Raw genomic sequence first — 26,224 nt, 5'->3', positions numbered from 1 at the left:
TATGCCTTTACTTGGAAATTTGATCGTCACCATCATCACCAGCTTGGTAGCCTGGCTGGCGAAATATCTTACGCAGAAGACCGCTGTGACCATTGCGATTGTCGCCGTTGTCAGTGCGCTGCTGCTGGCCTTGTATGCGGCTGTGCGCGTGGCTATGAGCTCGGCTATCGCTGGCTTGGGTTCCGTCCATCCGATGTTTGCCGCTGGGCTGGCGATGGTGATTTCACCTGCTACGCAGCAGTGCATTACGGGTTACATCGCGATGTGGTCGTTGTGCGAGTTGTACAAGTGGAAGTTCACGATTATGCAGCTCTGGTCGAGGACTATATGATGCGATTTCTCGTTGACCATCTGGTCTTGATCGGGGTGTTTTTTGCCATCGTTTGGTTCGTTGTAAAGCACGTTGTCGCTGACCTTCCTGATGACGTGTTGTCGCAGGCCTACAAGCGCGTCAAGCAGAAAAAGCAGGAGGAGGCCGAGCATGGCGGTGTACGCGATAACAGGTAAGCTCGGTAGCGGGAAGGGGAAGGCGGGTATTGACCAGATCCGGCGCTATCTTCGTGCCGGTCGGCGTGTCGCTACCAACTGCGACGTGTTCCTGGAACACCTGATGGCGGATACAAACAAGTCGGTTGTCACTCGCATCCCTGATAAGCCTTCTGCTGTTGACTTGTACATGATTGGCAGCGGCAACAAGTTTGTCGATTTCGAGCCGATCGTTACTTCTGGCAAAAGTGGCCTGGAGGCTTTGGCTCCTACGCCGAAGTTGTTGCCTGGGTTCGATGAATCCCATAACGGCGCGTTGGTTTTGGATGAGTGCGGCTCGTGGCTGAACACTCGCAACTTTCAGGACAAGGGGCGTGCTGATCTGCTGGAGTGGGCGATTCATGGCCGTAAATATGGCTGGGATATTTTCTTCATCATGCAGAATATCGCGCAGGTAGATAAGCAGCTTCGTGATAGCCTGCTTGAGTACGTTGTCCGGCTAAACCGGCTTGACCGCATGAAGGTGCCGGTCGTCAGCGGCTTGCTGAAGGCGCTTACGGCTGGTGCCACTGAAGGCAACTTGCCTCGTGTGCATATCGGCGTCGTGCGGCTCGGATCGCAGCCTGACGGCCTGGTCGCTGACCGTTGGGTCTTTCGGGGCGATGACCTCAATGACGCCTACAACACGACGCAGGTGTTTTCTGAGTCATATCCTCATGGTACGCATTGCCTGCTGTCGTCCTGGCATTTGTCTGCTCGCGTTGGTGTAGATCCGTCGTTCGTCGGCCCACGTCTTGCTGGCCCAGCTGGTGTAGATCTGCTTCGGGGGCGCACGCCTCCACCTAAACCTCCTCATAAGCATATGACCAAATTTCTCATGTTCTCGATGCTGCTTGGTGTCGTGTTGGGCGGCTTTGCCGTTCGGATGTTTGCGCCTCCGGTTGTGGTGGCTGGTGCTGCCAAGGTCGAACGCGTTGTTTCCGATAAGGTGAAGGGTGTCGGCTACGTCCGGTTGCCGAACCGGCATTTTCTTGTCACGTTGTCTGATGGTCGCGTAGTCGAGCCAGTGAATATGGTGATGCTTGGTGGTGGTGCTTGGGAGGCCGAGGTATCGCCTGGCGAATGGGTCAAGGGGGTGTTATGAAGCGGCTTTTGATCCTGGTGCTGTTGGCACCTTTGATGGCGTTTGGCGCTCCCGTGTCGTTCAATTTCAACGCAGTGCCGCTGGTGTCGTTCAGTCAGTCCGTGTTTAAGAACTTGCTGCACGTGGACTACGTCGTGTCGCCCGAAGTGCTGGCGATGGATCGCAAGATAACGTTGAGCGTCGCCGGCATCGATGAGGGTAAGACGCTGGACTTCGTTCAGGGCATTTTGAAGCAGCAGGGCGTGGGCGTAGACGTGCGTGACGGCGTGTATTACCTGGTGCCGCTTGTGAAGGCTGTTGGCGATACTGATAGTGCCGTTGCGGTGGCAAAGCCTGTGCTTGTCCCTTCTCCTGTCTCGGCCGATGGTTCGGATCACGCTGGCGCCGTTGATGCGATTGTAGGGCGGCGCCAGAAAGACGATGTGTCCGAGCTGTACACGCCTAAGAATCGTCCGAGCGATTTTCTGGTCGCTTTGGTTGGAGCGTCGTTTGGGCCACGTGCGGCCGTGGCTGCCGGTGCTGATCTGCTGCTCACTGGCAGCCAGGACGATGTCGACAAGATGCGCAAGGTGCTGGACTCGGTCGATTCCATTCCGCGGCTGGTCGATGTCTCGGCCTCCTGGATCGAGGTGACCAGCAACGAGTCTGACGGGCGTGGTATTTCGGTCCTGGCTACTGTTCTGGGCGCGAAGCTGGGTGTGTCGCTTGGTGCCGTCAGTTCTGGCTCGGCTATCAGTTTGAAGGGTTCCCGTTTTGAGCTGGTCGTGGATGCCCTGAAGACGGATGGCCGGTTTAAGCAGGTGTCGAATAGTAGGGTGGTTGGCGACGAGTATGAAAAGCTCGTGCTGACGGTCGGTGACGAGACGCCCACCATTTCCAGCACCGGCAAGGACAATTCCGGGAACACCGTTCAGAACATCGTTTATAGACCGTCTGGTGTCATCGTGGACGTGCTACCGAAGGTACTTGGCAGCGGTCGCATTCAGCTGGTTGTAGATGGCCAGATTAGTAATTTTAAGGCCACGTCGACCGGGGTGACCAATTCGCCTACGCTGATCAAGCGCCAGGTCAAAACCAAGGTTACGGTGCCGGATGGTGAGGTACTGTTGATTGGTGGGTTGAACGACAACACCGCGTCCAATAACGCGTCCGCGTTCTCGTTTTTGCCTTCCTGGGCGGCTAAGTCTTCGTCCAGTTCGCGTACTGATCTGGTGCTTGTATTGAGCGCCAAGGTCGTCAAGGCGGACTAAAAACCGTTCGTATAATTTCCGTGACTTGTCACGATAATTGGAGGTGTTTGTGAAACAGGTTGATGACAAACGTACAGGCGATCTGCTGGACGGTTTTAAACGCCCTGTCGGTCGTCCGCGCACAGGCAAGGCCAGGACACCGGCAGAGCGCAAAAGAGACAGCAGGGCGCGCTTGCTGGAGTCTGGCGAGGCCTTTTTGACTGTCCGCTTGCCGGTGGAGGTGATCGACGGCGTTCGCAAGTTTCGCGAGTTCAAGGACCTCACTAATGACCAAATCATTGAACGGCTTTTGCGACAGCAATTGCTTCGCAAGCGCTAGGTAAATATACTGTATGTTCGTACAGTATATTTGGGGGTTTTATGGACAAGCGCGAAGTGAAAGACGTCGAGATGTATTTCTTCGAATACACGGACGGTTATTTGAAAAAGAAGCGCGTTAAGACACGCTACCGGCTCACCGTGGAAGAGGCGGCTGTTCGGTTTGCTGGACGAGACCCGGTGCCTGTGCCTGGGACGCTTGAGGTTCGGACGGTTGGCTGGGGTATCCATGACAATTCGTGGAATACGGGTATGTTTATGGGGCACAAGCCCGACTGAATATTATTCGACCTGGTCAGCTCACATTTGGCCTCCTGCAGCAAAATTCAGCGCTACCAGGTCGAACTATCTTCGGCAATTTCCTGATCGGCGGAACATTCGGTTTGGCGGCACAAGCGGCCCGAAGGGCAAAATCTTCGGGCGTGTCCAGGAAGCGGCTGTGGCTCTTGTAGTAGCTCCAGCTGGGGCCTGTGGGTGGCGGAGCGAGGAGCGACAAGGTTCCGAAGTTTTAGCGGGCAGTCCGTTGGCTGTGTGAAGGCCCAGCTGGTGCACGTCGGCCGCAGGCACCATCCTGAAGACTGCCGTTCGTAAGTTGGCACTGTCCAGTACAAATTGCTATATTGCTGAAATGCAATTGGAGCTTTTTCCCTTTGACCGGCTAAGCGACTCCGAGCTTGGCGCGATAGTCCGGTTCATCCGTAATCACTACTGGCACATCCGCAACGCCCGGGCTGCGAAATGGGGTCAGGCAAGGGCGCGCAAAGAGTATCGAATTGTGGCCATCCAAAAAAAACGCCTGCTCATGGCAGGCGTCTCAAAGCGTGAAATACTGGACTTGCTAGCTTGCTGTCGCGGGCAGTGCAGCCGTACCAAACACCCGTTCAAACCATGCCGATATTGCCCGACGTAGCGCATGACGGCGGCGGCGGCATTTTACATAATATAAATTATGCGAAATTATGACATTTCCTTACTAAGGCCAGCAGAAGCAAGAATCTCATCATGACGTTCGTTGTCTGTCTTGTGAAGATACGCTGCCGTGGTGGCGATGCTGGCGTGGCCGGCGGTTTCCTGCAGCGTCTTCAGTTGCACGCCGTTGTTGGCGTGGTTGGTCAGCATACTGTGGCGCAGCCAGTGTGCGGAGGCCTGCCGGAATGTCGCTGCCATGTCGGCGTCGCCCAGTCGATCTGCTGCGACCGCTGCTGCGGTAAAGATGGCTTTCAGCGCGTCGGATGCGGCTTCGTCCGTGATGCGCACCAAGGATACACCACGGCTCGACAATACCAGCGGCGTGTCGTCGCTGCGCGCGGTTTGCGGCAGCAGATCGAATGCAGCGCGGTATTGGCGGAATGCGGCCAGCATTTCCGGCGGCACCGGCAAACGGCGCGGTTTGTTGCCTTTGCCGAGCACATCCAGCCACCAGCGGCCGTTGCCTTCGGTGTAGAGCGCGCCCATGTTGGCGCCGACGATTTCGCTTAAGCGGGCGCCGGTGTGGATGTAGGCCGTCAACAGGAAACGATCGCGCTCGCGCCGGCGAATGGACGCCGGCGTCAATGCCTCGCGCGTGGCGACCACGGCCAGCGCCAGTTCCAGCGCGTCCGGCGTCAGGTAGCGCGTGATGCGGCTGGCACTGGCGGTTTTGACGTGTTTGACCAGCGCGGCCGGATCGCGCCGCAGATAGCCGGTCTGGGCGGCGTATGCGAACAATCCTTTGACGGCGATCATGGCCTGGCGCCGGCTGGCGTCCGACAACGGGCCGCTGAACGGCCGGTAACGCGGGTCGCTGCGCGGCCATTTGGTGGTGGAAATCCAGTCCTGCGGCGGCGCTTTGAGGAATTCCTTGTAGCCGTTCAAGTCAGCCACGGTCAGCTGGCGCAGGGTTTTGCCGGCCTCTTCCCGGCACCAGGTCAAGAACCGGAACAGCTCTTTTTGGGTGTTGGCGATCGATTTTTCGCCCAGTTCGCCGTGGCTGATGAATTCCCTTGCAATTTCACTATCGGTGCGGGCGTCGGTGATGGCGTCTTCGGCGATGGTGCGCAGGGCGTCTGTATCGCGCTGCCGGCGTTCGGCCGCGCCGCCGCTGTGCGCGGGAAATGGGTCCAGATTGATGACGTCGAATTTCTTTTCTGGCATTGGTGCAGGCTAAAAATACTGTATGGGTAGCTGGTCAATTATACAGTATTTCATACAGTTATATTAATCGACAATATAGGTAGTAATGTCGAGTTAATCAGATTGGCATTTCAGCGCTTTTGCCCTTATGATTTGCGCCATGATTACCTGTTTCGATATCGGTGGCAGCGCCATCAAATGTGCCGTCGCCGCGGCGGACGGCCAAATCGGCGAGCTGCAACGCGTGCCGACACCCACTCACGATTTTTCCGCCTTCACCGCCGCCATGCAGACGCTGGTCGCCGCTGGCGGCCCATCGCTCGGGGTCGCCATCTCGATCGCCGGCGTGGTCGATCCGGCCGACGGCCGCATCAAGTGCGCCAATATCCCGTGCATCGATGGCCGTATGCTGGCCGACGATCTGGCCGAGGTTTTCGGCCTCCCCGTCTGGATCATCAACGATGCCGACAGCTTCGCCCTCGCCGAGGCCCAGGCCGGCGCGGCGCGCGGCCATGCCAATGTGTTTGGCCTGATCCTGGGCACTGGCGTTGGCGGCGGCCTGGTCATCGGCGGTCGGCTGATCGGCGGACCTGGCGGCTTCGCCGGCGAATGGGGCCACGGCCCGGTGGCGGCGCAGTTTGCCGGCACGCCGCCGCAAGCCATCCCCCGCTTCCGCTGCGGCTGCGGCCAGACCGGTTGCCTGGATACGGTCGGCGGCGCACGCGGGCTGGAGCGGCTGCACCTGACTTTGCACCAGGCGTCACTGGATAGCCGGGCCATCATCGCTGCCTGGCAGGCTGGCGATGCGGACGCCGAACTGACCATTTCCTGCTTTGTCGATCTGCTGAGCGGACCGCTGGCCATGCTGGTCAACACCTTTGGCGCGTCGATTCTGCCGGTTGGCGGCGGCCTGGCCAACAGCGCACCGCTGATCGCCAGGCTCGATGACGCCGTGCGCGCCGCCATTCTGCGCAAGACCGATGCGCCCATCATCGTGCCCGGCCAGTCCGGTGCGGAACCGGGGCTGATCGGCGCGGCGTGGCTGGGCCTGAATAAACTGGAAAGCGCACATGGCTGAAACGATCACGCTGGAAGTCTGCGTCGACAGCGCCGACGGGCTGGCCGCAGCGCTGGCCGGCGGCGCCGACCGCATCGAGTTGTGCAGCGCGCTGGAAATCGGCGGCCTGACGCCGACTTCCGGTCTGCTGCGCCTGGCCTCGTCCAGCCGGGCGCCGGTGGTGGCCATGATACGTCCACGCGGCGGCGACTTTTGTTTTAATGAAACGGAAACACAGCTGATGCTGCACGAGATCGACGCGGTGGCCGCCGCCGGCCTGCAAGGCGTGGTGCTCGGCGCTTCGCTGCCGGACGGCGAACTGGATCAACCCACGCTGGATCGGCTGGTGCGCCGCGCCGCCGGCCACGGACTGCGCTGCACGCTGCACCGGGCCATCGACCTGTGTCCGGATCTGGCGCGGGCAACCGGTCAGGCCATAGACTTGGGCTTCGAACGCATCCTGACTTCCGGCGGCGCCAGGAGCGCGCCGGATGGGCTGGCCGGCCTGCAGCGCTGTTTCGACGCTGCCGCCGGTCGCATCGCCATCATGCCCGGCGCCGGTATTAATGCCGACAATGTCAGCCTGCTGCGCACGCGGCTGGCGCTGACCGACGTTCACGCGTCCTGCTCTGAACCGGTGGCGCCGGCGTCGCCGCAGGTGCTGGCCTTCGGCTTCGACGCCGGCGGCCGACGCCAGACCAGCAGCGCCAAAGTCGCCGCACTGAAAGCCGCGCTGCTGTCTTGAAATTCACCGCAGTTTGTGTGACACTCGTCGGATACAGCAGTGAAACCGGTTTCACTTTTAGCGGGAGCAGCCTGTTTGACGTTCGATCCGACCACCCTTGCACCCTATTTCGGCGACCTGGCAGCCGGTGCGCGGCTGACCGCCCTCGCCTGCGCGCTGGCCCTGGCTGGCGGCCTGGCGCTGGGGATCGCGGCGGCCCTGATGCGCACCGCCGCGTCGCCGCTGGCCCGCCGCACGGCGGAGATCTACGTCGACATCTTCCGCAACGTTCCTTTCATCGTCCAGCTGTTCTTCCTGTTTTACGGCCTGCCTGAAATCGGCGTCCAGTTGAGCGCCTTCGGCACCGGTGTGCTGGCCCTGTCACTGGCCGGCGGCGCCTTCACCTCGGATGTGATCCGCTCCGGCATCCTGGCCGTGGAGCCGGGTGTGCTGGAGGCGGCGCAGGTCAGCGGCCTGTCGCGGTTCACCACCTACCGCCACATTGTGCTGCCGATTGCGCTGCGCAGTTCCGTGCGGCCGCTTGGCTCGGTGTTCGTCAACCTGATCCTGACGTCGTCCATCCTGTCGGCGATCACGCTGAATGAATTAACCGGCAGCGCCAAGATCGTCGCTGCCGACACCTTCCAGCCATTTGAAGTCTACGTCCTGCTCCTGCTGCTGTACGCGGCGATGACCTGGCTGGTGTCGCTGTCGGCCGGCGCCCTGCACCGTCGCTTGAACAAGGATCACGGCTGATGCGCTACACCGATTTCACGCCGCATGATCTGCTCCTGCTGCTGCAAGGCCTGGGCGTTTCCGTCGCCCTGTTCGCCACCACCACCATCATCGGCCTGTTGATCGGCCTGACCTGGGCCATGTTGCGCTACTACCGCACGCTGCTGCTGGCGCCATTGGCTGGCGCGCTGGCCGAGCTGCTGAAGAACTCCCCTGTACTGGTACAGTTGTTCCTGGTGTTTTTCGGCTTGCCGGTACTGTTGGAGACAGATCTGACGCCTGTACAGGCCGCGTTGATCACACTGTCCGGCAATACAGCGGCGTTCATTTACGTGATCGCGGTGTCAGCCATCGAATCGGTCGGCCGCGACCAGCTGGAAACTGCACGCGTGTTCGGCTTGAGCCGCTGGCAAACGCTGCGCCGCATCGTTGCGCCGCAGGCGGCGGCTTTCGGCCTCGGGCCGCTGGCCGGGCTGCTGGTCAACCAGTTGCAGGTGACATCGCTGATTTCGGTGATCGGCGTGATCGATCTGACCAAGGTAGGCGCGATCCTGAACCTGCGCACGCTCAAGCCCTTCATCGTCTGGACCGTGATCGGCGTGCTGTATTACCTGATGGCCCGGCTGATCGCCAGGGTCTGCGCCCGCGCCGAGACGCGCTTGCGCGCGCATAGTCAATGGAAGGGTTTGTAGAATGATAGATATCGAAGGCGTGGTCAAACGCTTCGGCGCCAATACGGTGCTCGACGGCGTCAACCTGCGCATCGCGCCGGGCGAAGTGGTGTCCATCCTCGGCGCCAGCGGTTCCGGCAAATCGACGCTGATACGCTGCATCAACGGTCTCGAAAAGCTCGACGGCGGCGCCATTTCCGTCGATGGTCACAACGTGAGCGACCCCAAGCAGCTGCAACTGGCGCGCCGCTGTTCCGGCACGGTGTTCCAGCTGTTTAATCTGTATCCGCATATGACGGCGCTGCAGAACGTGGCGCTGGCGCCGGTCGAAGTGCTGAAGGTGCCGCGCCGCCAGGCCGAAGACGAGGCGCGCGAGCTGCTGACCTCTGTCGGCTTGGCCGGTCGTGTGGATGCTTACCCGGCGCAGCTGTCAGGCGGCCAGCGCCAGCGTGTCGGCATCTGCCGCGCGCTGGCGATGAAGCCGCGCTACTTGCTGCTGGACGAAGTCACCAGCGCGCTCGATCCTGAAATGACGTCCGAAGTGCTGGATATTCTGGCCAAGCTGGCGGCAAGCGGCACCACCATGCTGTTCGTCACGCACGAAATCGAATTCGCCCGGCAGATCTCCAACCGGGTGGTGTTCCTCGACCAGGGCCGCCTGCTGGCCGACCTGCCGACCGCGCAGTTCTTCGCCGCCGACGGCGGCCTGGCGCAGCCGCGCATCGCCCAATTTCTCTCGAAGATGACGAAGTAATGAAAGACCTCTCATGAAAATGCTGCTTGCGAACGCCGAGGCATGGCCCGGCTTTGAAACCACGGTCGACCTGCTGAAACAGGGCGGCGCCAGTATAGACGCCATGGTCAGCGGCATCGCCAAGGTCGAACGCGAGGCCAAGGTGCGCAGCGTCGGCTACGGCGGTTGGCCGAATATGCTGGGCGAGATGGAGTTCGACGCCGGCGTCATGGACGGCACCTCGCGCGACGTCGGCGCGGTCGGCGCGGTGCCGGCCACCCTGCCCGTCTCCGCACTGGCCCACGAGGTGATGAAACACCTGCCGCACGTGATGCTGACCGGCGCCGGCGCGCGCCGCTTCGCTACCGAACGCGGTTTCGCCGTGGACGACGTGCTGCATCCGGACAGCAAGCGCGTCTGGTGGGAGCGTCTGCAGAAGGAGATGTCGCCGGAACAGCAGGCCGCCTTCCCCGATATCGCGCTGGCCCCGCTCAGCAACACCATCACCGATCCCGAACGCGTGCGCGACACCACGGTCTTCCTGGGCCGCGACCTTGGCGACAATATCGGCGTGGTCACGTCGACGTCGGGCTGGGCGTGGAAATATCCGGGCCGGCTGGGCGACTCGCCGATTCCCGGCGCCGGCTTCTACGCGGACAGCCGCTACGGCGCCGCCGCCTGCACCCACACCGGCGAAATGACCATGCGCTGCGGGACGTCGCGCAGCATCGTGCTGGCGATGCGGCTTGGTTATACTCTGGAAGATGCGATCAAGCTGGCGGTGGAAGAACTGTCCGAGTTGAAGACCGGCTTCCTGGCCGGCGTGGTGATCCACGCCATCGACGCCAAGGGCAATCACCAGGTGGTCAACTACCGCTGCGACGAAGAGATACGTTATTGGTATTGGGACGAGCGCATGGCCGCGCCGGAATTGCGCGTTGCCTCCACCGTCAAACTTTGAAAGGGTTCAGCATGCAGCATCGTTTCAAACGCACCGCCGCCGTTGTGGCATTGATGCTGGCGGCAACGTCGGCGCTGGCCGGCCGCATCGAGGAAATCAAGGCGCGCGGCTATGTGCGCATCGGCGTCTCGCTGGGTGGTGAGCCGGTCGGTTTTCGCGACGCCAGCAATGAGCCGGTCGGCTACGACGTCGATGTCGCAAAACAGCTGGCCGCGAAAATCGGCGTGCCGGTGCGCTTTTCCGACGTCTCCAGCGATGCGCGCATCTCGATGCTGATGTCGAAGCAGCTGGATCTGGTGGTGGCCAATGTCTCGATCACGCCGCAACGCGCGCGCGTGGTGGACTTCTCCATTCCCTACAATCTGGCCGGCCTGCGCGTGATCGCGCAAAAGAGCATGCATATCAAGACGCTGGCGGACCTGAACGGCAAGCGCGTCGTGGTTGGCCGGGGCACCACGGCCGACACCTTCCTGCGCCAATCGGCGCCGCAGGCGATCTTCATCTACACCGATAATTTTTCTCCGGACGGCGTCCTGCTGCTGCAGCAAAAGCGCGCCGATGCCGGCGTCGAGGATTCATCGCTGCTGGATTACCTGGCCAGCAAGAACGACCAGCTGGAGACCTTGCCTACGATGTACGGCAATACGCCGATCGGCATCGCCATGGCCAAGGGCGATCCGGCGCTGCTGAAGTTCGTGAACGGTTTCGTGTCGGACTACATCAAGTCCGGCGCCTACGCGGCCAACTACAAGAAATGGTGGGGCAGCAAAACCGTGCCGCCGACACTTACCCCGTAAGCCGCGAAACAAACCGCGTGGCGACCAGCACCTGGTCGCTGTTCTGCGCCAGATCCGCCGGCTGGTTCAGGATGCGCACGATCTGCGCCACGTATTCCCGTCTGTCCGAGCCGATGGATGAAATCGGATAGGCGTCGAACTGCGTCAGCGAGATGTTGTCGAAGCCGTACAGCCGGAAGCGGGTCGGCACATGCTGCGGAAAATGCTGGCGGTGCGCATCCAGCACGCCCATGGCCATCGCGTCGGACGTGCAGAACACCGCACCGGTGGCATCCACGTCGATCTGCTGCGCCAGCGCGCGTCCGCTGGCGTAGGAATAATCTCCCGCCAATTCGCCCAGCAGCTTGATGCCGTGCCGCGCCAGCGCCGCGCGATAGGAAGCGATGCGTGCCTGCTCCACCAGCGACATGGTACGCCCGGTCAGCAGCAGCGCGGTGCGCACGCCCTTGGCCGCCGCATCGGCCACGCATTCGCGGATGCCCTGGTCTTCGTCCATCGTCACCGACGGCACGCCGGGATCGTGATGGCCGTTCAGCATCAGCACCGCGTTGTTGCGGAACATGCGGCGCACGGTGGCGGCATCGGCGAAATCGGAGAACACCAGCGCCGCATCGACGTGATAGGCCACGCCGTCGCGCAGGAAGGATTCGGCATGCTCGCCGGCGCCGACACGGATAAAGATCACCTGCTTGCCGATGGCCTGTATCTCCGCCAGCAGCAGGTCGAACAGGTCGAGGTCCGACAGGTCGTGAATGTGATTGACCAGGATGGCGACCAGGTTGACGGTCTTGTTGGCCAGCCCGCGCGCCAGCGAATTGGGGCGGAAGCCCAGCGTTTCGGCGGCGCGCAGCACCCGTTCGCGCTTGTCGGCGGAAACAGGCCTCGGCTGCGCCGACAAGGCCCGCGACGCGATCGCGCGCGACACGCCAGCCAGCGCGGCCACATCGGATAACGTTGGTTCAGGAGCGGATTTCAGGGCTTAGTCCTTGCGCAGCACCACATGCGTCGCGGCCTCGGTCGGAACGTGCTCGGTGCAGCAGAAGCCCAGCGCCAGCATGTCCAGCCCCGCCAACAGCGATTCGCCGGAACCCAGCAGCACCGGCGAAATGGCCATGTGCAGCTCATCAACCAGGCCGGCCTGCAAATATTGGCGAATGGTGTCGACGCCGCCGCCCAGCCGCACATCCTTGCCGTTTGCGGCCTTGATCGCCTGGTCGTAGGCGGACTGGATGCCGTCGGTGACGAAGTAGAAGGTTGTGCCGCCCGCCATCACCAGCGGTTCGCGGGCGTGGTGCGTCAGTACGAAGACGGGAACGTGGTATGGCGGCTCATCGCCCCACCAGCCTTTCCATTCGTCGTCCGGCCAGGCGCCACGCACCGGGCCGAACATATTGCGGCCCAGGATCCAGGCGCCGATGTTGTCGAAGCCGCGCGCGGCAAACTGCTCGTCCGGACCATCCGCTCCCTGCGACGGATTCCCTATCATGCGCTGGAAGGTGCGGGTGCCACGGAACCACGTGTGCAGCCCGCCGCCGCCATCGCCCATCGGGTTTTCCAGGCTCTGATTCGGGCCCGCGCCATAGCCATCCAGCGACACCGCAAAGCATCGCACCTTCAGTTCGGACATACCATCTCCTTCATCATTTGTGCGACAAGAATATCACCCTTCATGGTCGTGGTCACGTCGTCAACCTCATTCACAAACGTGCACAAACGTGCACGTTTACTTTCTCGTTTTTGCATAGTAGTATCCGCTCATGAACGAAATTCCGATTGCACGACGTGACGTCATCACCGCTCGCCTGGAGCAAGGGCTGCCGGTGGTTGCCGCTGAATTGGCGGCGGAATTCGGCGTATCCGAAGACGCTATCCGCCGCGATCTGCGCGCCCTCGCTGCGGAAGGACGCTGCCGCCGCGTGTACGGCGGCGCCTTGCCGGTCTCGCCGGCGTCAACTCCCATGGCAGTGCGGGTGGATGAAGCGCGCGACCGGAAGAATGCGCTGGCGCGGGTCGGCGCCTCCCTGGTCAAGCCTGGCCAGCTGATTTTCCTGGATAACGGCAGCAGCAATCTGGCAGTCGTGCCGTTCCTGCCGGCGGACAGCCGCATCACCGTCGCCACCAACTCCATTGCCATCGCGTCGGAAGTCGTGAAGCGCAAAGATCTGCAACTGCTCATGATCGGCGGCATGGTGGACCCGCATGTTGGCGGCTGCGTCGATGCCGGCGCCATCGCCATGGCCTCATCGATGAATTTCGACCACTGCTTTATCGGCGCCTGCGCCATCGCGGCCGCCACCGGCGTGTGCGCCTTCAGCATGGCCGACGCGGTGTTCAAGAGAGCGCTGGCGGCTGCCGGCCAGCATAACGTCGTGCTGGCGACCAGCGAGAAACTGGAAACGCGCGCGCCCTATCGGGTCGCCGCCATTAACGAGATCGACCATTTCATCGTCGAGTTCGACGCGCCCGACGACAAGGCGCGCCTGCTGGCGCACGCCGACACCACGGTGATGAGAGCCGCGGCGCCAGGCTGAGGTCCAGCTTTTTTTTAATCACGATTGGAAACGATTCCAGTCATAGCAAGCAGAGGAAAACCAGTGGCAAATAACACAGCATCTGGCGGCTTCGCCGACACCAAGCAGCACTACGCCATCCTGGATGGTTTGCGCGGCGTGGCCGCGCTCATGGTGGTTGCCTTCCACCTGTTCGAAGCGCATGCCGCCAGCCGTTTCGAACAGGTCATCAACCACGGCTACCTGGCGGTGGATTTCTTCTTTGTGCTGTCCGGTTTCGTCATCGGCTATGCCTACGATGACCGCTGGCGCACCATGTCCACCATGGACTTCTTCAAGCGGCGGCTGATCCGCCTGCATCCGATGATCGTGATCGCCATGATCATCGGCGCCGTGATGTTCTACACGCAGTCCAGCGCGATCTTCCCCAAGATCCAGGACACGCCGGTGTGGCTGATGCTGGTGGTGATGGTCATCGGCATGACCTTGATCCCGGTTGGCGCCGCGCTGGATATTCGCGGCTGGGGCGAGATGCATCCGCTGAACGGCCCGGCCTGGTCGCTGTTCTATGAGTATGTCGCCAACATTCTTTATGCGCTGTTCGTCCGCAAGTTCTCGAAAACGCTGCTGGCGTTGTGCGTATTGGTCGCCGGCGGCGCGATGGTGCACTACTGCCTCACCGGACCGAACGGCGACGTGATCGGCGGCTGGTCGCTGGAACCGGCACAGATGCGCATCGGCCTGACGCGCTTGCTCTACCCTTTCTTCGCCGGTTTGCTGTTGTCGCGCGTCGTGACTGTGGGCCGCATCAAGCATGCCTTCCTGGTCAGCAGCCTGATCATCATCGCCGCGCTGGCCTGGCCGCGCATCGGCGGCGCGGCGGATCTCTGGAAAAACGGTTTGTACGATGCGCTGTGCATCGTGCTGGTTTTCCCGCTGGTGGTCTACATCGGCGCCAGCGGCCAGGTTGATACGCGCCTGGGTGCCAGGGTGTGCGCCTTCCTTGGGGCGATTTCCTATCCGATCTACATCATCCATTATCCATTCGTTTATACCTACACCGCCTGGGTCGCCGCAGGCAAGGTGCCGCTGGCCAGCGCGCTGCCGGTGACGGTTCTCACCTTCCTGGCCTGCATCGCCGTGGCCTACCTGTGCCTGACGTTCTACGACATCCCGGTACGCCGCTGGTTAAGCCGCCGTTGAGTAAAAACATAACGCGGACCGGTAATTTTCTGTCTTGCCAGCCCTGCCGGTCCGCTGCACCATCTTGCTCATAATTACCCAAAAAATTGGAGACAAGATGACCACGAAGTTTTTGCGGGCGACCTCGCTCGCCTGCCTGCTCGTGTGCGCACGGGCCAACGCGGACGATTACCTGTTCCGGAATCCGTCGCTGCCTGCGGCGGAACGGATCAGCAACATCCTGTCGCTGATGACTGTCGACGAGAAAATCGCCGCCCTCTCCACCGACACCAGCGTCAAGCGGCTCGGCATTCCCAGCTTCGGCAGCTCCGAGGGCATTCACGGCGTGGTCAAGCGCGGCAACGAGAAAAAAGGGCTGGCCGCGATCACCACCACCCAGTTTCCGCAGCCGCCCGGCATGGGCGAGACCTGGAATCCGGCGTTGGTGCGCACGGCCGGCGAAATCCAGGGCGCCGAAGGCCGCTACATCACGCAAAACAGCCAATACAATCAGCCCTCGCTGATGCTGTGGGGACCGCAATCCGACCTGGCGCGCGATCCGCGCTGGGGCCGCACCGAAGAGGTCTACAGCGAAGACCCCTTCCTGGCCGGCACCATGGCCACGGCGTTCATCAAGGGCCTGCAGGGCGACGATCCCAGGTACTGGCGCTCCGCCGCGCTGCTCAAGCATTTTCTGGCGAACAGCAATGAAAACGGACGTGGCAATTCGTCGTCCGACTTTGACCAGCGGCTGTTCTGGGAATACTACGCCATGCCGTTTCGCATGGGCTTTGAGGACGGCGGCGCGCGGGCGCTGATGGCGTCGTACAACGCCTGGAACGGTGTGCCGATGGCGGTTCATCCCGTCATCAACAGCCTGGTCATCGATACCTGGGGCGCGGAAGTGATTTCCGGCGACGGCGGCGCGGTCGGCAATCTGGTCAAGCTGTACCACCGCTATCCTGATCACAAAACCGCCGTGGTGGCGGCATTCAAGGCTGGCATCAACCAGTACCTGGACAAGTTCCAGGATGAGATGAAACAGGCCGTGGCCGAAGGCCTGGTCAGCGAGGCGGAGCTGGATACCGCCTTGCGCCGCAAGTTCCAGGTCACCATCCGGCTGGGCCTGATCGATCCGCCGGACGGCAATCCCTACGCCGCCGTCAAGGATGGCGCCGAACCGTGGCTGAGCGAGCAGCATCGCGCGCAATCGTTGCAGGTGGCGCTGGAATCGGTGGTGCTGCTGAAGAACGCACGCAATACGCTGCCGCTGAACCGGGGCAAGCTGAAATCGATCGCCGTGATCGGTCCGCTGGCCGATGGCGTGCACTGGGACTGGTACGGCGGCCATCCGCCATATGCCGTCACGCCGCTGGACGGCATCAGGGCCGCGGCCGGCGACGGCGTCAAAATTCAGTTCGCCGCGGACAACACCGGCGGCGCGGCGGTCAAGGCGGCGCGCAATGCCGATGTGGCAATTGTCGTGGTCGGCAACGACCCGACCTGCGGCCCGAACATGGCCAACGACTGGACCGATGCCGGCACCAAGCCTTGCGCCGATCCCGGCGACGGCCGCGAAGGACGCGACCGCGAAACGCTGGCGCTGAAACAGGAAGAACTGGTCAAGCTGGTTCACGCCGCCAATCCGCGCACGGTCATGGTGCTGGTCTCCAGCTTCCCGTACACCATCAACTGGTCGCAGCAGCACGTTCCTGCGATTTTGCACATGGCGCATTCGTCGCAGGATGAAGGCACGGCGATCGGCCGCGTGCTGTTCGGCGACTTCAATCCGGGCGGGCATCTGATCAGCACCTGGCCGTCATCCATGAGCCAGCTGCCGCCGATGATGGATTACGACATCCGCCACGGCCATACTTATATGTATTTCAAGGGCAAGCCGCTGTATGCCTTTGGCCACGGCCTCAGTTATACCAGCTTCAGGTACGCCAAGCTGCGCACCAGCAGCCCTGCCCTGGCCGCCGGCGGCACGGTGACGGTCGACGTCGACGTCACCAATACCGGCCGGCGCGAGGGCGATGCGGTGGTGCAGCTGTATGTCAGCCATCCGGCGTCGAAAGTGGCGCGGCCGAAGCAGGCGCTGGCCGGATTCGAGCGGGTCCGGCTACCGGCCGGCGCCACCCGAACCGTGCATATCCCCTTGAAAGCCAGCCAGCTGGCCTACTGGGATACGGCGAGCGGCGCGCCTGTCGTGGAGTCCGGTCCGGTGAAACTGAGCATCGGCGCCTCCTCGGCGGACATCAAACTGACAGGAAAACTGGCGGTGCAATAGGCGCAGAGTGACTTAAGGCCTTGATTTCGCTATAATTCCCGCCTTCACCGTAAGGAATTAAGTCATGACTCTGCTAGCCCACCAGCTTGAACTGCTGTCGCCCGCCAAGACCGCCGAAATCGGCCGTGAAGCGATTCTGCATGGCGCCGACGCCGTCTACATCGGCGGCCCGGCGTTTGGCGCGCGCCATAACGCCAGCAATTCGATCGAGGAAATCTCCAGCCTGGTGGAGTTCGCGCACCGCTACCGCTCGCGCATTTTCGTCACGCTGAACACGATTCTGCACGATGCCGAGCTGGAAGCCGCCCGCAAGCAGATCTGGCAACTGTACGAAGCCGGCGTCGATGCGCTGATCGTGCAGGACATGGGCCTGCTGGAAATGGACCTGCCGCCGATCCAGCTGCACGCCAGCACCCAGTGCGACATCCGCACCATGGAAAAGGCCAGATTCCTCGGCGACGTCGGCTTCTCGCAGCTGGTGCTGGCGCGCGAGCTGACCATCGAACAGATCAAGAAGATCCACGCCGACGTCGACACGCCGCTGGAATATTTCATCCACGGCGCGCTGTGCGTGGCTTATTCCGGTCAGTGCTACATCTCGCACGCCGACACCGGCCGCAGCGCCAATCGCGGCGATTGCTCGCAGGCCTGCCGCCTGCCGTACACGCTGAGCGACAACAAGGGCCGCGTGGTGGCCTATGAAAAACACCTGCTGTCGATGAAGGACAACGATCAGAGCCGCAACCTGGAAGCGCTGGTCGACGCCGGCATCCGTTCCTTCAAGATCGAAGGCCGCTACAAGGACATGGGTTATGTAAAGAACATCACCGCCCACTACCGCCTGCTGCTGGACGAAATCCTGGAACGCCGCACCGAGTTCACCCGCGCCGCCAGCGGCCAGACCAGCATCCTGTTCACGCCGGACATCGACAAGAATTTCCACCGCGGCCACACCGATTACTTCGCCAACGGCCGCCAGGACGAAATCGGCGCCTTCGACAGCCCGAAATACGTCGGCGTCGAACTGGGCACGATCACCCGCATCGCCACCGACCACTTCGACCTGCTGACCAACGCACCGATGTCCAACGGCGACGGCCTGAACTACATGCACAAGCGCGAGACTTTCGGCATCCAGGCCAACACCGCGAAAAAACTCAGCGAGAGCGATGACGGCCAGCTGTGGCGCGTGTTCCCGAACGAGACCGTCAGCAGCCTGGTGGGTCTGAAAGTCGGCCTGTCGGTCAACCGCAATGGCGACCGCCAGTGGGAATCGGCGCTGAACAAGAAATCGTCGGACCGCAAGGTCGGCCTGCACCTGACGCTGAGCGAACAGGACGGCGGCCTGCGCCTGTCGCTGCGCGACGAGGACGGCTACCTGAGCGTCACCGACGCCGCCATCGCCCTGCAGCCGGCCACCCAGGCCGAGCAGGCGGATGCCGCGCTGCGCGCCAGCCTCGGCAAGCTGGGCGCGACCATGTTCCGTGCCGACAGCGTCGAACTGAAGCTGTCGCAGCCGTGGTTTGTGCCGTCGGCCGCCATCAACGCACTGCGCCGCGACGCCATCGAAGCGCATGAAGCCGTGCGCCTGGCGGCCTGGGACCGTCCGCTGCGCAAGGCCGCCGCCGAGCCGCCGGCGATCTACCCGGACACCCAGCTCAGCTACCTGGCCAACGTCTACAACGAGAAAGCCCGCGCCTTCTACCACAAGCACGGCGTGCAGCTGATCGCCGCCGCCTACGAGGCGCACGAGGAAGCCGGCGAAGTGCCGCTGATGATCACCAAGCACTGCCTGCGCTTCTCGTTCAACCTGTGCCCGAAACAGGCCAAGGGCGTGCAAGGCGTCCAGGGCCAGGTGAAGGCCGAGCCGATGACCCTGGTCAGCGGCGACGAGACCTACACGCTGAAATTCGACTGCAAGCCCTGCGAAATGCACGTGGTCGGGGCGATGAAGCCGGGCATCCTCAAATCGGCGCCGCCGTCCGCCATTCCGTACAGCCCGCTGGTGTTCCACCGCCAGCGTCCGCGCGCCTGAGACGTTCCCCGCTTTGCCCCTTATGAAGCCCGGTTTGATACCGGGCTTTTTCATATTTGTTTTCCATCTATCTCCAAAGATATTTGTTTTGTTGCACAACTAGCTTGACAGCCAACAAAACGAAAGCTATCTTCACGGTCGTTGCCATACGGCAATTTTCGCGAGTTCATGTACTTGAATCATTCGTGCGCACCGAAAACTTTTTATGTAGCAAAATGCGCGTCGCCATGGCGATGCGCCGTTGGCAATCTTTCCATTTCAGCCGAAAGCCAAGGGGATATTATGACAAACCAGCCACAAAGAAAGCGATCTATGGAAAGCTTTCACAAGTTTACAAGGACAGCTCTGCCAATCGCGCTGAGTCTGGCACTTGCCGCGTGTGGCGGCGGCAGTGATTCATCGCCGGCCAACAGCACGCGCACCATGAGCATGCTGAAGCAAGGCGGCGCGCTCTCGCAAGTCGCGCTGACGCCGGTTGGCGCCACCGCCAGCTCGTCCGAACGCGGCGACCTGAACGCGGCAGCCGCCATCGACGCCAACGACAACACCCGTTGGGGCAGCGGTTTCACCGACAACGAATGGTTGACGCTGGACTTCGGCCAGTCGCAAACCATCAACCGCGTCAACATCAAGTGGGAAAACGCCCACGCCACCGAGTACGAACTGCAAGTCTCGGATGACAACAAGACCTGGACCCCGCTCAAGCACGTCAGCGGCAGCGCCGGCGGCGTCGAGGATCTGACCGGCCTGAACGGCCAGGGCCGCTACCTGCGCATGCAGGGCATCAAGCGCTCGACCGGCTACGGCTACTCGATCTTCGAGATCGTCGCCTATACCGGCGGCGACGTGGCGACGCCGCCACCGGAAGATCCAACCCAGCCGACCCAGCCGCAGCAACCGGTGGACATCACCAAGCCGGGCGTGGCGGTCAAGCCGGTCAAGGTGACCTCGTCGGCGGTGGAAGGCGGCAACACGGCCGACCTGACCATCGACGGCAAGCTCAATACCCGCTGGAGCAGCCTGGCCGACAACGGCGCCTGGATCCAGTTCGACTTCGGCGCCAAGACGCAGGTCGGCTACATGAAGCTGACCTGGGAAAACGCCTACGGCAAGCAGTACAACCTGCTGGTGTCGGATGACGGCCAGAACTGGACCCAGATCCGCGCGGTCAGCAACGGCCAGGGCGGCACCGAGGAATTCTTCAACCTCGGCGTGAACGCCCGCTACATCCAGCTGCAAGGCGTGCAGCGCGCGACCCAGTACGGCTATTCGCTGTTCGAAGTCGAGTTCAAGACGCCAGGCAGCGACAACAGCCTGTCGACCAGCACCGTGACCTCGGCGCTGCCGTTCCCGGCCAGCGGTTCCGGCATGACCCCGCTGACCAGCTATGCGCAGCCGCTGGAAGCCACCTCGTTCACGCTGGCGGACGGCACCATCGTCACCCGCTGGGGCGCGCGCGGCGTCGGCCGTCACGGCCGCGAGCGCGGCGAGGACTGGAACGAAATCGGCTACGGCCCGAACGACACCGTCGATCCGGTCACCGGCGCGCCGGTCGACAAGGGTCCGGGTGCTTACCTGATCTTCGTCGCCAACTACTTCAAGAACCGTACCTGGGGCCTGGAGATGATCGACAACAGCCGCGTGGCTGGCGTCACCAAGCCGACGCTGATCTTCAACGAGTACCACCAGACCCAGGGCCTGCGCGGCAACACCGTGTTCTTCCGCCGCTTCGACGACCCGGGCAGCACCGGCTACGGCTGGATGGTGGGCCGCGAGATCGTGCAGGACAACAACCAGCCGTGCGATCCGGTGGCGTATCCAGCCAACTTCAAGCTCAACAGCGCCAACGGCATCAACAACGGCTGCACGCTGCTGATCAAGGAGTACCCGCGTCACAACAACTTGAACTCCGCAGGTTTCCCTGACGGCACCGCCGTCGATGCGCGTCCGCTGAAAATCGGCGACGTGATCGAAGCCGGTCCATCGATGTTCGCGGTGGAAGCCGCCATGAAGGCCAAGGGCGACAACGGCGGCTTCCGCTACTACGCCAACGAGTGGACCTACGTGGTCGGCCAGGGCCTGCGTCCATGGTACGGCATCCAGCCGCGCCTGAACTCGACGCCGATTCCAGACCAGTACCTGCAAGGCGGTACCGGTTCGGTCTCGTACGACTACGCCGACAACGGCGACCACATGTTCCAGCAGCCGCAGAACAACATCGGCATGCAGAATATGCAGCGCTTCGTTGAAGGCCGCCGCCTGGTGCACACCAACTTCACCACCGGCATGCACAACGAGCCGGGCAACGACCGCTACGATCCGGCAGTGGGCTTGCAAGGGCAGCACTACGGCCAGTCGGCCTGTATCGGCTGCCACGTGAACAACGGCCGCAGCCCGGCGCCGATCGCCGCCAACCAGCGCCTGGACAACATGACCGTGCGTGTCGCGGTGACCGACGCCAACGGCAAGCAGACCCCGCATCCGCAATACGGTACGGCGGTGCAGATGAATGCGGTCGCCACCAACGGTGCGGCGCAGAACTGGGGCATGGGCGTTCGCGTCGCGGGCTTCGAGTCGCGCATCGCCAAGCTGGTCGACGGTACGTCGGTCGAACTGCGCAAGCCGACCATCGCCTTCGAAGGTCCGACCCCGGACACCGTCTCGCTGCGTATGGCGCAGCCGATGCTGGGCGTAGGCCTGCTTGAAGCGATTCCGGAAGCGGACATCCTGGCCCGCGTGCGGACCACGGCGGACGACGACGGCGTCAAGGGCGTGGCCAACTACGTGTTCGATCCGGAAACCGGCGCGGTGCGCCTGGGCCGCTTCGGCTGGAAAGCCGCCAAGGCCACGCTGCGTCACCAGGCCGCTGCAGCACTGGTGCAGGATATGTCGGTGACTTCGTCGCTGTACCCGAACCGCAGCTGCCTGACCGATCCGGCCAACTGCAAATCGGCGCCGGCGCAGAACGGCGTGAGCGAAGCGGAACTGACGCTGATCACCCAGTACCTGTCGCTGGTGGCGGTGCCTGCCCAGCGCGCACTGACCAGCGGTTTCCCGAAAGGCGTGTCGCCGCTGAAGGATCTGGATGTCGATCCGGCCAAGATCGCCAAGGGCGGCACGGTGTTCCAGGGCATGCGCTGCGCGGCCTGCCACACGGTGGACCAGAAGACCGGCGCCGGCAGCCTGTACGCCGAGCTGCGTAACCAGAACATCAAGCCATACACCGACCTGCTGCTGCACGACATGGGCGATGGTCTGGCCGACAAGTTCGTCGAAGGTCAAGCCAAGGGCAATATGTGGCGTACCGCTCCGCTGTGGGGTATCGGCTACTCGGACACCGTCATGGGCACCGCCGGCAAGGCTGGCTACCTGCACGATGGCCGCGCCCGCAACCTGACGGAAGCGATCATGTGGCACGGCGGCGAAGCGACCAAATCGCGTCAACGCTTCGAGAACCTGACCGCGGCCGACCGCGACGCCCTGCTGGCGTTCCTCAAGTCGCTGTAAGCTAATCCTTAGTAGTTCTTTTCATGCCGGGCGCCGCGAGGTGCCCGGCATTTTTTTCGCACAGTTGACACGATGTCACCAATTCACGATACTAGGCCTGCACTCCTTCCCTGCCGGCGGCGCTTTCCTCGTCTCCGCCGCCGGCAGGGCTTTCTCGTTTAATCCAGCGGCGTCAGCGAAACGTGACGCAGTTCGTACGGCGTGCCTTCCAGCTGGAAGCCGATCTGCCCGGATGCCGGCGATACCTGCGTCACGCGGTTTTGCAGCACACCGTTCAGCGTCACTTCCACCGTGCCGTCGCGGCTGACGATGTCGCACTCATTCCATTCCCCCACCGGTTTTTCGCTGTCCGCCGCCGTATGCGCCTTGATGCGGGTGTCCGCACCCGGTTTGCTGGTGAGCGGCTCGGCAAAGCTGCCCGCCGCCATCGGCAGCAGGTCGCCGGCGCTGCCGTTCTTGGTCTGCACCTGCAGGCTGACCGGCCACACGCGGTCGAACGTCCCCGGACTAATGTGCAGCAGCACGCCGCTGTTGCCAGGCTTGCCGGTCCAGCGCCACTCGACGTGCAGCTTGTAGTTGCGGTAGTTCTCGGTGGTGGCGAGGAAGCCGGAAGGCTTGCCGGCCGACGCGATCACGCCATCGGGCAGCATGTGGAAGGTATCGGCGATCGACGCCGCCGGCGTGGTTTGCAGCATCCAGCCGCTGAAATCGCGGCCATTAAACAGATCAACCGCGCCCGCAGTCTGCGCGGACAAGGCTATGATTGCAGCACTCAACAACTTGCTCACTGTGTCTCCTCCATGAAAAAAATTCTTTTTATATTGCTGCTCGCCGCTGCGGGAATGGCCAGCGCCGCCCCCGCCGAAATTCCGCTGTGGCCTGAGGGCGTGCCGGGCCAGCGCGACATCGGCCCGGAGAAAACCGGCGACGGCTACACCGCCAACGTCAGCATGCCGACCCTGACCATGATCGCTCCCGCGGTCGACCACCCCAGCGGCACCGCCATCATCATCTGTCCCGGCGGCGGCTACGTGCGCATGGCCACCGCCCGCGAAGGCGATCAGTATGCGACTTGGCTCAGCACCCTGGGCGTGACCAGCTTTGTGCTCAAGTATCGCATGCAGGAGTTTGGACATCCAGCGCCTTTGCAGGACGTGCTGCGCGCCGTGCGCCTGCTGCGCTCCCGCGCCGCCGAATTCGGCATCCGTCCCGACCGCATCGGCGTCATGGGCAGTTCGGCCGGCGGCCACCTGGCGGCCAGCGCCGGTACACTGTTCGACAATCCGCTGGGCCGTACCGGTGCAGCGCTGGACGCTGTCAGCGCCCGGCCGGACTTCCTGATGCTGATGTACCCGGTGATCACCATGCAAGACCCATCCGCGCATGCCGGCTCACGCAAGGCGCTGCTGGGCAAAACGCCATCGCCGGAAAGCCTGGCGCTGATGTCGCTGGAAAAACAGGTGACCGCCGCCACGCCGCCAACGCTGCTGATCCACACCCAGGCCGACGCCTCGGTGCCGGTCGAAAACAGCATCCTGTTCTACCAGGCGCTGACCAAAGCCCGTGTGCCGGCCGAGATGTACCTGCTGGAACACGGCGGCCATGGCATGGGCATGCGCGCAGGCCTGGGCACCTCGTCGCTGTGGCCCCGTCGCGCCGAGGAATGGCTGCGCGACCGTGGCCTGCTGACGCCTGTGCCGGTGCAATAAATGTCTGCCTTTAGAATCTGGTGACAAACCGGAAAACCGCGCTAGACTACGCCCATGGCCATCTACGACACCTTCAAAACCCGCACCGCGCAGGCGCTGCCCACACTGGCGCCGGCCGAAATCCGCCGCATCCAGCGCTTCGGCACGCTGATCTGCTTCCGCCACGGCGAATGCATGTTCGAGGCCGGACGCACCAGTTTCGGCATGTACGTGGTGCTGAAGGGCGCGATCCGCATCAGCCGTTACGATGGCCTGGGCAACAGCTCGGTCATCACGGAACACGGCGTGGGCGAGTTTGCCGGTGAAATCAGCCAGCTGGCCGGCGCGCCGTCGCTGGTCAACGGCCATGCGGTGGACGACGTCGAAGTGCTGGCGCTGACCACAGAATCGCTGCGCGCCCTGCTGATCGCCGAGGCGGAGCTGGGCGAACGCATCGTGCGCGCCTTCATCCTGCGCCGCGTCGAACAACTGGATAACAAGGACGGCGGCGTGGTGCTGGTCGCCACGCCCGGCCACGCGCGCATGCACGCGCTGCAGGGCTGGTTGACCAGCAACGGCTTGCCGCACCGCGTGCTCGATCCGCGCAGCGACGACCAGGCGCGCGCGCTGGTGGAACGCTATCAGCCGCAAGCCGAGGACTGGCCGCTGGCCGTGTGCCCGGACGGCGGTGTGAAAAAGAACCCGACCGTGGTCGATCTGGGGCGCTGCCTCGGCACCCTGCCGCCACTCAATGCGGACGACATCTGGGACGTGATCGTCGTCGGCGCCGGTCCCGCAGGCCTGGCCACGGCGGTGTATGCGGCATCCGAAGGCCTGTCGGTGCTGGTGCTGGAAACCCGCGCCTACGGCGGCCAGGCCGCGGCCAGCGCACGCATCGAGAACTACCTCGGCTTCCCGACCGGCATATCGGGCGGCGCCCTGGCCGGCCGCGCCTTCGTGCAGTCGCAGAAGTTCGGCGTCAAGATGGCGATTCCCGCGCCGGCCGGACGCCTGCTGTGCGACACCTATCCGCTGCAGGTCGAAATGTGCGGCAGCCTCACGCACCTGCAAGGCCGCACAGTGGTGCTGTCGTGCGGCGCGCGCTACCGTCGCCCTTCGCTGGCCAATCTCAAGCAGTTCGAAAGCAAAGGCGTGTATTACTGGGCCTCGCCGCTGGAGGCGGGCCTGTGCGCCGACAATGAAGTGATCCTGGTGGGCGGCGGCAACTCGGCCGGCCAGGCCGCAGTGTATTTGTCCAGCCACGCCGCCAAAGTACATGTGCTGATCCGCAGGGACAGCCTGGAGTCGACCATGTCCAGCTATCTGATCGACCGCATCGCCGCCACGCCGAATATCGAACTGCACACCGAATCGGAAATCGTCGCGCTGGAAGGCTGCGATGAGGAAGGCCTCGAAAAAGTCGTGGTGCGCAGCCACCGCAACGAGGCGGAAACCACCTACAACATCCGCCACGTGTTCCTGTTCATCGGCGCCGACCCGAACACCGGTTGGCTCAGCGACTGCGGTGTGCAGGTCGACGACAAAGGTTTCATCCTGACCGGTTTCGACGTGCCTGGCGCGCCGTCCGCCGCCCGCGCGGGACTGGAAACCAGCGTGCCGGGCGTGTTCGCCATCGGCGACGTGCGCGCGCGATCGACCAAGCGCGTGGCCGCCGCCGTCGGCGAAGGCGCGGCCGTGGTCTCGCAGATCCACGGCTTCCTGTCCAGCCGCAGCCGCTAGACGATATTGATGCGCTGGTGCGGCTCCAGGTCGTGGAACACGTCCTCCTGGTGCAGCGGAATATAGAAGTGCAGCTTTTTACCGCGATGGAAAACACCGCGCAGCTGGTTACACACATTCCACACACGCTCATAGGAATCGTGCACCTCGATCAGCGCCCACGGATTATCCTCGATCCCCTGCCGCACCATGGTGACGTGCTTCACGTGGAAAAACTGCTTCAATCCTTCGGCGACGCTCTCTTCGCAAGCGTCGCAGTGCAAGCCGGATAAGATGATCTGCAT

At 62.8% G+C, this 26,224-nt stretch carries 25 protein-coding genes; 20 read left to right on the top strand and 5 right to left on the bottom strand.

The features are described 5' to 3' along the window. The first annotated feature begins 1 nt into the window (after position 1). The 6 genes from GJ698_RS01850 to GJ698_RS01825 are packed head-to-tail and all read left to right on the top strand — an operon-like array spanning position 2 to position 3,477. The gene (locus GJ698_RS01850; RefSeq protein WP_154355872.1) at positions 2-331 is read left to right on the top strand and encodes a DUF5455 family protein; all 330 of its coding nucleotides are present in this window, start codon (positions 2-4) and stop codon (positions 329-331) included. Continuing rightward, entirely contained in the window at positions 328-507 is a 180-nt protein-coding gene (locus GJ698_RS01845) for a hypothetical protein (RefSeq protein ID WP_154355871.1), read from the top strand. Before GJ698_RS01850 ends, GJ698_RS01845 begins: the two co-directional genes overlap by 4 nt. Further along, on the top strand, positions 482-1,630 hold the full coding sequence (locus GJ698_RS01840) for a zonular occludens toxin domain-containing protein (RefSeq protein ID WP_154355870.1): 1,149 nt from the start codon (positions 482-484) through the stop codon (positions 1,628-1,630). Before GJ698_RS01845 ends, GJ698_RS01840 begins: the two co-directional genes overlap by 26 nt. Beyond that, on the top strand, positions 1,627-2,880 hold the full coding sequence (locus GJ698_RS01835; RefSeq protein WP_166454778.1) for a type II secretion system protein GspD: 1,254 nt from the start codon (positions 1,627-1,629) through the stop codon (positions 2,878-2,880). Before GJ698_RS01840 ends, GJ698_RS01835 begins: the two co-directional genes overlap by 4 nt. A gap of 49 nt (positions 2,881-2,929) precedes the next feature. Then, positions 2,930-3,199 (top strand): hypothetical protein, encoded by a 270-nt coding sequence (locus tag GJ698_RS01830; RefSeq protein WP_154355868.1) that lies wholly within the window; start codon positions 2,930-2,932, stop codon positions 3,197-3,199. A 41-nt stretch (positions 3,200-3,240) separates the two neighbouring features. Further along, positions 3,241-3,477, top strand: coding sequence for a hypothetical protein (locus GJ698_RS01825; protein WP_154355867.1), 237 nt, complete (start codon positions 3,241-3,243; stop codon positions 3,475-3,477). Between the two features lie 678 nt (positions 3,478-4,155). Here GJ698_RS01825 and GJ698_RS01820 read toward each other — a convergent pair. Continuing rightward, entirely contained in the window at positions 4,156-5,331 is a 1,176-nt protein-coding gene (locus GJ698_RS01820; RefSeq protein ID WP_154355866.1) for a tyrosine-type recombinase/integrase, read from the bottom strand. Between the two features lie 139 nt (positions 5,332-5,470). On the opposite strand from GJ698_RS01820, the gene GJ698_RS01815 reads away from it, so the two are divergent. From GJ698_RS01815 to GJ698_RS01785, 7 genes are all read left to right on the top strand, one after another. Continuing rightward, complete coding sequence (locus GJ698_RS01815) at positions 5,471-6,388, top strand: ROK family protein (RefSeq protein ID WP_154355865.1); 918 nt, start codon at positions 5,471-5,473, stop codon at positions 6,386-6,388. Then, on the top strand, positions 6,381-7,112 hold the full coding sequence (locus tag GJ698_RS01810) for a copper homeostasis protein CutC (protein WP_154355864.1): 732 nt from the start codon (positions 6,381-6,383) through the stop codon (positions 7,110-7,112). The genes GJ698_RS01815 and GJ698_RS01810 overlap by 8 nt, the downstream gene beginning before the upstream one ends. Before the next feature lie 75 nt (positions 7,113-7,187). Beyond that, positions 7,188-7,847 (top strand): amino acid ABC transporter permease, encoded by a 660-nt coding sequence (locus tag GJ698_RS01805; RefSeq protein WP_154355863.1) that lies wholly within the window; start codon positions 7,188-7,190, stop codon positions 7,845-7,847. Then, on the top strand, positions 7,847-8,518 hold the full coding sequence (locus GJ698_RS01800; protein ID WP_154355862.1) for an amino acid ABC transporter permease: 672 nt from the start codon (positions 7,847-7,849) through the stop codon (positions 8,516-8,518). The genes GJ698_RS01805 and GJ698_RS01800 overlap by 1 nt, the downstream gene beginning before the upstream one ends. A gap of 1 nt (position 8,519) precedes the next feature. Continuing rightward, a complete protein-coding gene (locus GJ698_RS01795; protein WP_154355861.1) occupies positions 8,520-9,251 on the top strand; it encodes an amino acid ABC transporter ATP-binding protein in 732 nt (243 codons plus the stop codon). Positions 9,252-9,264: 13 nt separating this feature from the next. Next, a complete protein-coding gene (locus tag GJ698_RS01790) occupies positions 9,265-10,191 on the top strand; it encodes an isoaspartyl peptidase/L-asparaginase (protein WP_154355860.1) in 927 nt (308 codons plus the stop codon). Between the two features lie 11 nt (positions 10,192-10,202). Continuing rightward, entirely contained in the window at positions 10,203-10,988 is a 786-nt protein-coding gene (locus tag GJ698_RS01785) for a transporter substrate-binding domain-containing protein (RefSeq protein ID WP_154355859.1), read from the top strand. Here GJ698_RS01785 and GJ698_RS01780 read toward each other — a convergent pair. Both GJ698_RS01780 and GJ698_RS01775 read right to left on the bottom strand, forming a co-directional pair. Next, positions 10,978-11,931, bottom strand: a complete 954-nt coding sequence (locus GJ698_RS01780; protein ID WP_208023755.1) for a LacI family DNA-binding transcriptional regulator — start codon at positions 11,929-11,931, stop codon at positions 10,978-10,980. The two genes, GJ698_RS01785 and GJ698_RS01780, sit on opposite strands and share 11 nt — an antisense overlap. 36 nt (positions 11,932-11,967) lie before the next feature. Beyond that, complete coding sequence (locus tag GJ698_RS01775) at positions 11,968-12,615, bottom strand: dihydrofolate reductase family protein (RefSeq protein WP_154355857.1); 648 nt, start codon at positions 12,613-12,615, stop codon at positions 11,968-11,970. Between the two features lie 130 nt (positions 12,616-12,745). Here GJ698_RS01775 and GJ698_RS01770 point away from each other — a divergent pair, with 130 nt between their 5' ends. The 5 genes from GJ698_RS01770 to GJ698_RS01750 all read left to right on the top strand — a co-directional run bounded on the left by GJ698_RS01770 (position 12,746) and on the right by GJ698_RS01750 (position 22,512). Continuing rightward, complete coding sequence (locus tag GJ698_RS01770) at positions 12,746-13,519, top strand: DeoR/GlpR family DNA-binding transcription regulator (RefSeq protein ID WP_154355856.1); 774 nt, start codon at positions 12,746-12,748, stop codon at positions 13,517-13,519. 63 nt (positions 13,520-13,582) lie between these two features. Next, positions 13,583-14,701 carry an acyltransferase family protein gene (locus GJ698_RS01765; protein ID WP_371865102.1) on the top strand — a complete coding sequence of 373 codons (1,119 nt, stop codon included), beginning with the start codon at positions 13,583-13,585 and terminating at the stop codon, positions 14,699-14,701. A gap of 97 nt (positions 14,702-14,798) precedes the next feature. Beyond that, positions 14,799-16,970, top strand: coding sequence for a glycoside hydrolase family 3 C-terminal domain-containing protein (locus tag GJ698_RS01760; RefSeq protein WP_154355854.1), 2,172 nt, complete (start codon positions 14,799-14,801; stop codon positions 16,968-16,970). 64 nt (positions 16,971-17,034) lie between these two features. Then, positions 17,035-19,005: a peptidase U32 family protein gene (locus tag GJ698_RS01755; RefSeq protein ID WP_154355853.1), complete on the top strand. Its 1,971-nt coding sequence runs from the start codon at positions 17,035-17,037 to the stop codon at positions 19,003-19,005. A gap of 423 nt (positions 19,006-19,428) precedes the next feature. Beyond that, on the top strand, positions 19,429-22,512 hold the full coding sequence (locus tag GJ698_RS01750; protein ID WP_229259789.1) for a di-heme oxidoredictase family protein: 3,084 nt from the start codon (positions 19,429-19,431) through the stop codon (positions 22,510-22,512). Between the two features lie 158 nt (positions 22,513-22,670). Here the strand turns inward: GJ698_RS01750 and GJ698_RS01745 are convergent, their stop codons facing one another. Then, positions 22,671-23,267 (bottom strand): 3-keto-disaccharide hydrolase, encoded by a 597-nt coding sequence (locus GJ698_RS01745; RefSeq protein ID WP_154355852.1) that lies wholly within the window; start codon positions 23,265-23,267, stop codon positions 22,671-22,673. A gap of 45 nt (positions 23,268-23,312) precedes the next feature. Between GJ698_RS01745 and GJ698_RS01740 the strand changes: the two genes are divergently transcribed. Together GJ698_RS01740 and GJ698_RS01735 are read left to right on the top strand one after the other, a co-directional pair. Continuing rightward, entirely contained in the window at positions 23,313-24,221 is a 909-nt protein-coding gene (locus GJ698_RS01740) for an alpha/beta hydrolase (RefSeq protein ID WP_229259788.1), read from the top strand. Positions 24,222-24,275: 54 nt separating this feature from the next. Further along, on the top strand, positions 24,276-25,940 hold the full coding sequence (locus GJ698_RS01735; RefSeq protein ID WP_154355851.1) for an FAD-dependent oxidoreductase: 1,665 nt from the start codon (positions 24,276-24,278) through the stop codon (positions 25,938-25,940). Here GJ698_RS01735 and GJ698_RS01730 read toward each other — a convergent pair. Continuing rightward, the gene (locus GJ698_RS01730; protein WP_154355850.1) at positions 25,937-26,224 is read right to left on the bottom strand and encodes an RNA-binding protein; all 288 of its coding nucleotides are present in this window, start codon (positions 26,222-26,224) and stop codon (positions 25,937-25,939) included. The two genes, GJ698_RS01735 and GJ698_RS01730, sit on opposite strands and share 4 nt — an antisense overlap.

It is taken from the genome of Duganella aquatilis (assembly GCF_009674565.1).
GTDB classification, from domain to species: Bacteria; Pseudomonadota; Gammaproteobacteria; order Burkholderiales; family Burkholderiaceae_D; genus Rugamonas; species Rugamonas aquatilis.
The sequence above is the reverse complement of the archived record's forward strand: the minus strand, read 5'-3'. Positions and strand labels throughout refer to the sequence as shown.

Bases quoted from the DNA above. Each gene is read 5' to 3' on its own strand.
- GJ698_RS01770 (WP_154355856.1), top strand. From the start codon at position 12,746: ATGAACGAAATTCCGATTGCACGACGTGACGTCATCACCGCTCGCCTG.
- GJ698_RS01820 (WP_154355866.1), bottom strand. From the start codon at position 5,331: ATGCCAGAAAAGAAATTCGACGTCATCAATCTGGACCCATTTCCCGCG.
- GJ698_RS01750 (WP_229259789.1), top strand. From the start codon at position 19,429: ATGAGCATGCTGAAGCAAGGCGGCGCGCTCTCGCAAGTCGCGCTGACG.
- GJ698_RS01730 (WP_154355850.1), bottom strand. From the start codon at position 26,224: ATGCAGATCATCTTATCCGGCTTGCACTGCGACGCTTGCGAAGAGAGC.
- GJ698_RS01815 (WP_154355865.1), top strand. From the start codon at position 5,471: ATGATTACCTGTTTCGATATCGGTGGCAGCGCCATCAAATGTGCCGTC.
- GJ698_RS01810 (WP_154355864.1), top strand. From the start codon at position 6,381: ATGGCTGAAACGATCACGCTGGAAGTCTGCGTCGACAGCGCCGACGGG.
- GJ698_RS01790 (WP_154355860.1), top strand. From the start codon at position 9,265: ATGAAAATGCTGCTTGCGAACGCCGAGGCATGGCCCGGCTTTGAAACC.
- GJ698_RS01845 (WP_154355871.1), top strand. From the start codon at position 328: ATGATGCGATTTCTCGTTGACCATCTGGTCTTGATCGGGGTGTTTTTT.
- GJ698_RS01735 (WP_154355851.1), top strand. From the start codon at position 24,276: ATGGCCATCTACGACACCTTCAAAACCCGCACCGCGCAGGCGCTGCCC.
- GJ698_RS01775 (WP_154355857.1), bottom strand. From the start codon at position 12,615: ATGTCCGAACTGAAGGTGCGATGCTTTGCGGTGTCGCTGGATGGCTAT.
- GJ698_RS01840 (WP_154355870.1), top strand. From the start codon at position 482: ATGGCGGTGTACGCGATAACAGGTAAGCTCGGTAGCGGGAAGGGGAAG.
- GJ698_RS01800 (WP_154355862.1), top strand. From the start codon at position 7,847: ATGCGCTACACCGATTTCACGCCGCATGATCTGCTCCTGCTGCTGCAA.
- GJ698_RS01850 (WP_154355872.1), top strand. From the start codon at position 2: ATGCCTTTACTTGGAAATTTGATCGTCACCATCATCACCAGCTTGGTA.
- GJ698_RS01760 (WP_154355854.1), top strand. From the start codon at position 14,799: ATGACCACGAAGTTTTTGCGGGCGACCTCGCTCGCCTGCCTGCTCGTG.
- GJ698_RS01740 (WP_229259788.1), top strand. From the start codon at position 23,313: ATGAAAAAAATTCTTTTTATATTGCTGCTCGCCGCTGCGGGAATGGCC.
- GJ698_RS01795 (WP_154355861.1), top strand. From the start codon at position 8,520: ATGATAGATATCGAAGGCGTGGTCAAACGCTTCGGCGCCAATACGGTG.
- GJ698_RS01835 (WP_166454778.1), top strand. From the start codon at position 1,627: ATGAAGCGGCTTTTGATCCTGGTGCTGTTGGCACCTTTGATGGCGTTT.
- GJ698_RS01755 (WP_154355853.1), top strand. From the start codon at position 17,035: ATGACTCTGCTAGCCCACCAGCTTGAACTGCTGTCGCCCGCCAAGACC.
- GJ698_RS01785 (WP_154355859.1), top strand. From the start codon at position 10,203: ATGCAGCATCGTTTCAAACGCACCGCCGCCGTTGTGGCATTGATGCTG.
- GJ698_RS01825 (WP_154355867.1), top strand. From the start codon at position 3,241: ATGGACAAGCGCGAAGTGAAAGACGTCGAGATGTATTTCTTCGAATAC.